Below are 7,057 nucleotides of genomic sequence, written 5' to 3'. Positions count from 1 at the left end.
CGGCCGGGAGACGAGCGCCCTCAGCAGGCCCGAGCGTCCCAGCGCCCCACGGCTGGGAGTCGAGCGCCTCCTGACCGTCCGACGAGCGCCCCCCTGACGCCCTGACCGCCTGACGGCCGAGAGGTCGAGCCCCCTGACCACCGCCCAATGACCCCGAGGTGACCGCCCCTCCGCGCGCCCCTTAGGGGACACACCCGCAGTAGCACTCCCTCCCTCGTCCACCTCCAGGAGGTGCAGTCAGCCCCACCTCTACACCCTGAGGGGGACTCTTCTTCGGGACCTGCGGGCGATCCGGACGAGGGGCCCGCGAACCTAGCTTGGAGCCATGACCACACCCGTCTGCACCACCGCCTCGAACGCGGCCGTACCCCGGACGCAGACCCTCACGTACCCGTCCTTCGCGTCGTACGTCCGGGCCCGTCAGCCCGTGCTGCTGCGCACCGCCCGGTCGCTCACCGCGAACCCGAGCGACGCGGAGGACCTGCTGCAGACCGCGCTCACCAAGACGTATGTCGCCTGGGAGCGCATAGAGGACCATCGCGCGCTGGACGGCTATGTCCGCCGCGCGCTGCTGAACACCCGCACCTCGCAGTGGCGCAAGCGTCGGGTGGACGAGTTCGCCTGCGAGGAGCTGCCCGAGCCGGAGCCGCTGCCCGGCGGCGACGACCCGGCCGAGCAGCAGGCGCTGCGCGACGCGATGTGGCGGGCGATCATGAGACTCCCGGACCGGCAGCGGGCGATGGTCGTCCTCAGGTATTACGAGGACCTGAGCGAGGCCCAGACGGCCGAGCTGCTCGGCGTGTCGGTCGGCACGGTGAAGTCGGCGGTGTCACGGGCGCTGGGCAAGCTCCGCGAGGACCCCGAGCTCGGGCTGGTCCGGTGACGTGAGCTGGGCGTTGTTCGATCCCGAGCCGTTGTGTCCGGCAACGTGCAGTGATCGATCACCCGGATCTAGTGACATACCGCTCGGTATGTGCGCAGAATCAGCGCACACCTTACCGCCGCGTAGGCAATGTCGCCCCGGGAGGACGCCGTGCTGAGCACCATGCAGGACGTACCGCTGTTGATCTCCAGGATCCTGACCCACGGGTCCACGATCCACGGATCGTCGCAGGTGATCACCTGGACCGGCGAGGGCGACCCGCACCGCCGCTCCTACGCCGAGATCGGCACCCGCGCGGCCCAGTTGGCGCACGCCCTGCGCGACGACCTCGGGGTCCGCGACGACGACCGGGTCGGCACTCTGATGTGGAACAACAGCGAGCATGTCGAGGCGTACTTCGCGATCCCGAGCATGGGCGCGGTGCTGCACACCCTCAACCTCCGTCTGCCTCCCGAGCAGCTGGCCTGGATCGTCAATCACGCCGCCGACCGGGTGGTGATCGCCAATGGCTCCCTGCTCCCGCTGCTGGCCCCGCTCCTGCCGCATCTGAAGACGGTCGAGCACGTCGTCGTCTCCGGCCCGGGCGACCGCTCCCTCCTCGCCGACGCCACGGCCCAGGTGCACGAGTACGAGGACCTGATCGCCGGCAAGCCGACCACGTACGACTGGCCGCAGCTGGACGAACGCCAGGCCGCCGCCATGTGTTACACCTCCGGCACCACGGGCGACCCCAAGGGCGTGGTCTACAGCCACCGTTCGGTCTATCTGCACTCGATGCAGGTCAACATGGCCCAGTCGATGGGCCTGACCGACCAGGACACCTCACTCGTGGTGGTCCCCCAGTTCCATGTCAACGCCTGGGGCCTGCCGCACGCGACCTTCATGACCGGCGTCAACCTGCTGATGCCGGACCGCTTCCTGCAGCCCGCCCCCCTCGCCGAGATGATCGAGCGGGAGAAGCCGACGCACGCCGCCGCGGTCCCCACCATCTGGCAGGGCCTGCTCGCCGAGCTGAACGCCCGGCCCCGTGATGTCTCCTTCCTCACCCAGGTCACCATCGGCGGCTCGGCCTGCCCGCCCTCGCTGATGGAGGCGTTCGACAAGCTGGGCATGCGGGTCTGTCACGCCTGGGGCATGACGGAGACCTCGCCGCTCGGCACGGTCGCCCGTCCGCCGGCGCACGCGGTCGGTACGGAGGAGGAGTTGGCGTACCGGCTCACGCAGGGCCGTTTCCCGACGAGCGTCGAGGCCCGCCTCACCGGTCCCGGCGGCGAGCGCATCCCCTGGGACGGTGAGTCCGCCGGTGAGCTGGAGGTCCGCGGTCCCTGGATCGCGGGCGCCTACTACAACGGCCCGGACGCCGACCCCCTGCGCCCCGCCGACAAGTTCAGCGAGGACGGCTGGCTGAAGACGGGCGACGTCGGCACGATCTCGCCCGACGGCTACCTCACCCTCACCGACCGCGCCAAGGACGTCATCAAGTCCGGCGGCGAGTGGATCTCCTCCGTGGAGCTGGAGAACGCCCTGATGTCCCACCCGGACGTCGCCGAGGCCGCCGTGGTCGCCGTCCCCGACGAGAAGTGGGGCGAACGCCCGCTCGCCACGGTCGTCCTCAAGGAGGGCGCCGCCACCGACTTCGAGACCCTCCGCACCTTCCTGGCCGACCAGGGCGGGATCGCCAAGTGGCAGCTCCCGGAGCGCTGGACGGTCATCGAGTCGGTGCCGAAGACGAGCGTCGGCAAGTTCGACAAGAAGGTGCTGCGCAGGCAGTACGCGGAAGGGGAGCTGGACGTCACCAAGCTCTGAGCGGCCCGTACGTCCGTACGGCGGCCGCCCTCACCGCCGTACGGACGTGGTCGTCCACCCCAGCAGGAGCCACACCCCCGCCACCGCACACACGCCACCCCAGCCCCAGTGGCTGTACGCGGTCCCGGCGAGGGCGGACGCGATCGCGCCGCCCGCGAAGCCCGCGACCACGTACGCGGTGTTGGCGGTGGCCGGGGTGGAGGTCGTGGTGAGGGCCAGGGTCTGGTTGGCGACGTGGGAGGCGACCAGGGCGGCGTGAATGGCGATCGCGGCCGCGAAGAGCGCCCACATCACCTGCCCGCCCAGCCAGAAGAGCGGCACGGACACGGCCGCGAGCAGATACGCGGAGCGTACGACGCGTGCGGCGCCGAAACGGTCCACCAGCCCGCCCGCCAGCGGAGCGACCACGCTGGCCGCCAGCCCGAAGAGGCCGAAGAGCCCGGCGGTGGCGATGGACAGGCCGTACGACGGCCCCGTCAGCAGCAGCGCCAGCGATGTCCACAGCGCGCTCCACGCTCCGAACATCCCCGCCTGCCGTACGCACGCGCGCCACAGGTCGGGCGAGCGGCGGACGAGGCCGGGCAGCGCGGTGATGCCGGAGAGTAGATGGCCGGTGCTGGGGCGCCGTTCCGACGGCAGGACCAGCGCCGTGGTCAGGCCCAGGACGAGGGTCAGGGCGCCCGCGCCCAGGAACACCGCCCGCCAGCCGAAGGCCTGCCCGGCCAGTCCGCCGACCACGCGGGCCGCGACGATGCCCGCGAACAGGGCCGAGATCACGACGGCGACATGGCGGGCCCGGTGTGCGGCGGGGGCGCGTTCGGCGACCAGCGGGACGAGGAGCTGGGGTATGACGGTCGCGGCGGACGCGACGAAAACGGCGACCGCGAGGGTGCCCGTGCCGCCCGCGGCGGCGGAGGCGGCCAGCGCGGCCGTGGTCAGCAGGGTGAGGCCGGTGACCAGGCGGCGCCGGTTGACGGTGTCGCCGAGCGGGGCGAACAGCAGCAGGCCGATCGCGTACCCGAACTGCGCGACCGAGGCGATCCACGCCACGGCGGAGGGGGCCGAGCCGAAGTCGCGGGCGATGAGGGTGAGCAGCGGGGCGGCGAGGTAGATGTTGGCGGCCGTGACGGCGCTGCAGACGGCGATGAGGGTGAGGAAGAGGGCGGGGGCGGCGGGCGTCGGCTGCTTCGTGGGAGTGGTCGGGGGTGCCTGGTCGGCGGTGGTCGCCGAGGTTGCTGACGGCATCGGCGGAGGACTCCTTCGAGTCGGATCTTCGAGTGAGATCTGCGGGGCGGATGCTTGGGTTGCTTCGAGGCGGGTGCTTCGAGCCTGCTCTAGCAACTAACTAGTTAGTTGACGTACCGCTCAACAGTCTGCGCGCCCCACTCATTCCCCGTCAACCAAACCGTTGGTTACCTCTCCGGCTACCCTGTATCCATGGCAGTCAGGGACCCCGAAGCCACCAAGGCCCGCATCTTCGACGCGGCCGTCGCCGAGTTCGCCCGACACGGCATCGCCGGCGCCCGCATCGACCGCATCGCCGCCGAGGCCAAGGCCAACAAGCAGCTGATCTACGCCTATTTCGGCAACAAGGCGGAGCTCTTCACCCATGTCCTGGAGAAGAAGATGCTCGACCTCGCGGTCTCGGTCCCCGTCGATCCGGACGACATCGAGGCCTGGATCGACCGCCTGATGGACTACCACGCCGCCCACCCCGAACTGCTGCGCCTGCTCTTCTGGGAGGGTCTGGAGTACGGCACCACCGAACTGCCCGACGAGCCCGAACGCCGGGAGCACTACGCCCGCAAGGTCGCCGCGCTGCGGGACGGTCAGGAACGGGGCGTCGTCACCGACGCCATCCCGGCCCCCGACCTGCTCTTCCTGCTCACCGCGGTGGCCAACTGGGCGGCCGTCGTCCCGCAGATGAAGCGCATCCTGGTGGGCGCGGAAGACACGGACCGGGAGCGGTTGCGGGCGTCGGTGAAGGAAGCGGCACGACGGCTGACGGCACGCTGAGGCTTCGTCGGGTGGGGCCGCGGAAGTGATCAAGACGCCGGACCGCGCAGGTGATCAGCGCGCGGGACCGCGGAAGTGATCAAGAACGCACAGTACCCGGCGCATCCGGACCGGCCGAGTGATCGTCTAGAACGTCATGGACCTGACGTATTCAGCCGACCGCATCCCGCGCCGCCCCGTCGCGTTGTTCCTGGCGCTCGCCGGTGTCGCCGGAGCTCTGCTGGTCGGCAGCGGCGGTCTGGACACCGTGGTGGGCTGCGGTTCAGCCGATGATCCCTACCCCTCGCAGACGGCGCAGGACTGGGTCGAGAACGCCGACCACGTCGTCGTGGCCACCCCGGTCCGCGAGGAGGAGACCAACCGGCGCGAGTTCAAGAAGGGCGCGTACCGCTTCCAGACTGACCGGACGGTCACCCTCCGCACGGACGACGTCCTCTGGTCCGCCCCGCGGCCCGACCGGTCGATCGACGAGGGCTTCGAGCTGACCGCCCCCGGCTGGCGCATCCACCGCGCGAGCGGCAACCGGGTCAAACGGACCGCCGCCTACGCACCCCGCCTGGAGCCCGGCCACACCTATCTGCTCGCCGTGCGCTGGACGGCCGACGGGTGGGCGGTGCTGGGGGAGGGCGCCGCCGTCCCGTTCGACGACCGCACGGCCGGGCGCGGCGAATGGTGCGGCCGGGTCCTGACCGAGGAGGACGTGGCACGCGGCGAACGCTTCTCCCGCCGGGCCGACGACAGCCTGGAAAAGGCCGTGAACGGCCGCGACGAACAGGCCGTCGTCGCCGGGCTGGAAGGCGCTGGTCGCAGCTGACCGGCGTGGCTCAGTTGGTCCCGATCCGCGCCAGCAGATCCACGATCCGGCTCTGCACCTCCGTACTCGTGGACCGCTCCGCGAGGAACAGCACCGTCTCGCCGGAGGCGAGCCGCGGCAGGTCGGCCTGGTCGACGGCGGCCGTGTAGACGACGAGCGGGGTGCGGTTGAGCTGCCCATTCGCGCGCAGCCAGTCCACGATTCCCGCCCGGCGCCGATGCACCTGCATCAGGTCCATCACCACCAGGTTCGGCCGGAACTGTCCCGCCAGCGTCACCGCGTCGGCGTCGCTCGCCGCCCGCGCCACCTGCATCCCGCGCCGCTCCAGCGTCGCGGTCAGCGCGAGCGCGATCTCCGCGTGCTCCTCGATCAGCAGTACGCGCGGCGGGTGCTGCTCACTGTCGCGCGGGGCGAGCGCCTTGAGCAGTACGGCGGGATCGGCGCCGTACGCCGCCTCGCGCGTCGCCTGCCCGAGCCCGGCCGTCACCATGACCGGCACCTCCGCCGCCACGGCCGCCTGCCGCAGCGACTGCAGCGCGGTCCGCGTGATCGGCCCGGTCAGCGGGTCCACGAACAGCGCCGCCGGGAACGCGGCGATCTGCGCGTCGACCTCCTCGCGCGAGTGCACGATCACCGGCCGGTAGCCGCGGTCGCTGAGCGCCTGCTGCGTCGACACGTCCGGTGCGGGCCACACCAGCAGCCGACGCGGGTTGTCGAGCGGCTCCGGCGGCAGCTCGTCGTCCATCGGCTGCGGGCGGGGCGGGTCCGCCACCTCGACGGCCCCACCGGGACCGTCCAGCGGTTCGGGACCCTCGGCGGCGTTCTCGTCCGGTGCGCCTATGGCGTACGACCGTCCGGGCCCCTCACTCTCGGGCCCGGCGAGCCGCGACTGCCCGGCGAGCGACGGCTGCTTCTGCTGGGCGGCGGGGGGCTGCTGGCCCTGCGGATGCGGGCGTGCGGCGGCCGGTTCCGGAGGCGTACCCAGCTTGCGGCGTCGGCCCCCGCCCGACGACTGGTGCGGCGGAGGAGTGGCCCCGGCCGACGGCTGATGGGGTGGAGGCGTGGCCCCGGCCGACGGCTGCTGGACCTGCGCCGCCTGCCGCGTGAACGGCACACCCTGGCCGAGCGTCCGCACACTGATCGCCCGGCCCTGGGTGGAGTTCGGATCCACGGAACCGGCGGCTTCCGCGGGCAGGGGCTGCGCCATCCGCGCCTGGGTCCCACTGGTCGGACCGGCCGCTGCCTCGGGGGGCAGGGGGGCGGCGGGTGCCGGGGGTTGTGGTGCGGGGGGTGCCTGCTGGGGGTTCGGCGGTACGGGCGTCCCGGGCGCGTTCGGCGGCACGGGTGCGCCGGCGCCGGGCTGAGGTACCGGGGTGCCCGTGGCGGGAGTGCCCGTGGTGGGGGTCTCGTCCGCACCGGCGCTGGCGGGCCACTGCTGCGGCGGCGGGGTGGCGCTGTGCGCCGGTGCCGCCTCGGCGGGGAGGGGCCGGGCGGGGGCCGGGGTCTGCGGGGGTACGGCGGCCTGGGCGGGCTGCGGC

General features: G+C 72.3%; 6 protein-coding genes. 4 read left to right on the top strand and 2 right to left on the bottom strand.

The window, feature by feature from the left end; genetic code table 11:
• Positions 1-325: 325 nt before the first annotated feature.
• Together SSP24_RS41640 and SSP24_RS41635 are read left to right on the top strand one after the other, a co-directional pair.
• A complete protein-coding gene (locus SSP24_RS41640) occupies positions 326-883 on the top strand; it encodes a SigE family RNA polymerase sigma factor (protein WP_141316345.1) in 558 nt (185 codons plus the stop codon).
• Between the two features lie 129 nt (positions 884-1,012).
• Positions 1,013-2,689: a long-chain fatty acid--CoA ligase gene (locus tag SSP24_RS41635; RefSeq protein ID WP_141316343.1), complete on the top strand. Its 1,677-nt coding sequence runs from the start codon at positions 1,013-1,015 to the stop codon at positions 2,687-2,689.
• Between the two features lie 30 nt (positions 2,690-2,719).
• On the opposite strand, the gene SSP24_RS41630 is transcribed toward SSP24_RS41635, so the two are convergent.
• Positions 2,720-3,934, bottom strand: a complete 1,215-nt coding sequence (locus SSP24_RS41630) for an MFS transporter (RefSeq protein ID WP_141316341.1) — start codon at positions 3,932-3,934, stop codon at positions 2,720-2,722.
• 192 nt (positions 3,935-4,126) lie between these two features.
• Here SSP24_RS41630 and SSP24_RS41625 point away from each other — a divergent pair, with 192 nt between their 5' ends.
• Both SSP24_RS41625 and SSP24_RS41620 read left to right on the top strand, forming a co-directional pair.
• Positions 4,127-4,705 carry a TetR/AcrR family transcriptional regulator gene (locus SSP24_RS41625; protein ID WP_141316339.1) on the top strand — a complete coding sequence of 193 codons (579 nt, stop codon included), beginning with the start codon at positions 4,127-4,129 and terminating at the stop codon, positions 4,703-4,705.
• Between the two features lie 136 nt (positions 4,706-4,841).
• On the top strand, positions 4,842-5,519 hold the full coding sequence (locus SSP24_RS41620; RefSeq protein ID WP_141316337.1) for a fibronectin type III domain-containing protein: 678 nt from the start codon (positions 4,842-4,844) through the stop codon (positions 5,517-5,519).
• 10 nt (positions 5,520-5,529) lie between these two features.
• On the opposite strand, the gene SSP24_RS41615 is transcribed toward SSP24_RS41620, so the two are convergent.
• On the bottom strand, positions 5,530-7,057 hold a 1,528-nt coding region (locus SSP24_RS41615; protein ID WP_507772850.1), incomplete at its 5' end, for a response regulator.

Source organism: Streptomyces spinoverrucosus (assembly GCF_006539505.1).
In the GTDB taxonomy this organism is placed as follows: domain Bacteria; phylum Actinomycetota; class Actinomycetes; order Streptomycetales; family Streptomycetaceae; genus Streptomyces; species Streptomyces spinoverrucosus.
This window is presented reverse-complemented; position numbering and strand designations above follow the sequence as displayed.

Bases quoted from the DNA above. Each gene is read 5' to 3' on its own strand.
- SSP24_RS41640 (WP_141316345.1), top strand. From the start codon at position 326: ATGACCACACCCGTCTGCACCACCGCCTCGAACGCGGCCGTACCCCGG.
- SSP24_RS41635 (WP_141316343.1), top strand. From the start codon at position 1,013: ATGTCGCCCCGGGAGGACGCCGTGCTGAGCACCATGCAGGACGTACCG.
- SSP24_RS41630 (WP_141316341.1), bottom strand. From the start codon at position 3,934: ATGCCGTCAGCAACCTCGGCGACCACCGCCGACCAGGCACCCCCGACC.
- SSP24_RS41625 (WP_141316339.1), top strand. From the start codon at position 4,127: ATGGCAGTCAGGGACCCCGAAGCCACCAAGGCCCGCATCTTCGACGCG.
- SSP24_RS41620 (WP_141316337.1), top strand. From the start codon at position 4,842: ATGGACCTGACGTATTCAGCCGACCGCATCCCGCGCCGCCCCGTCGCG.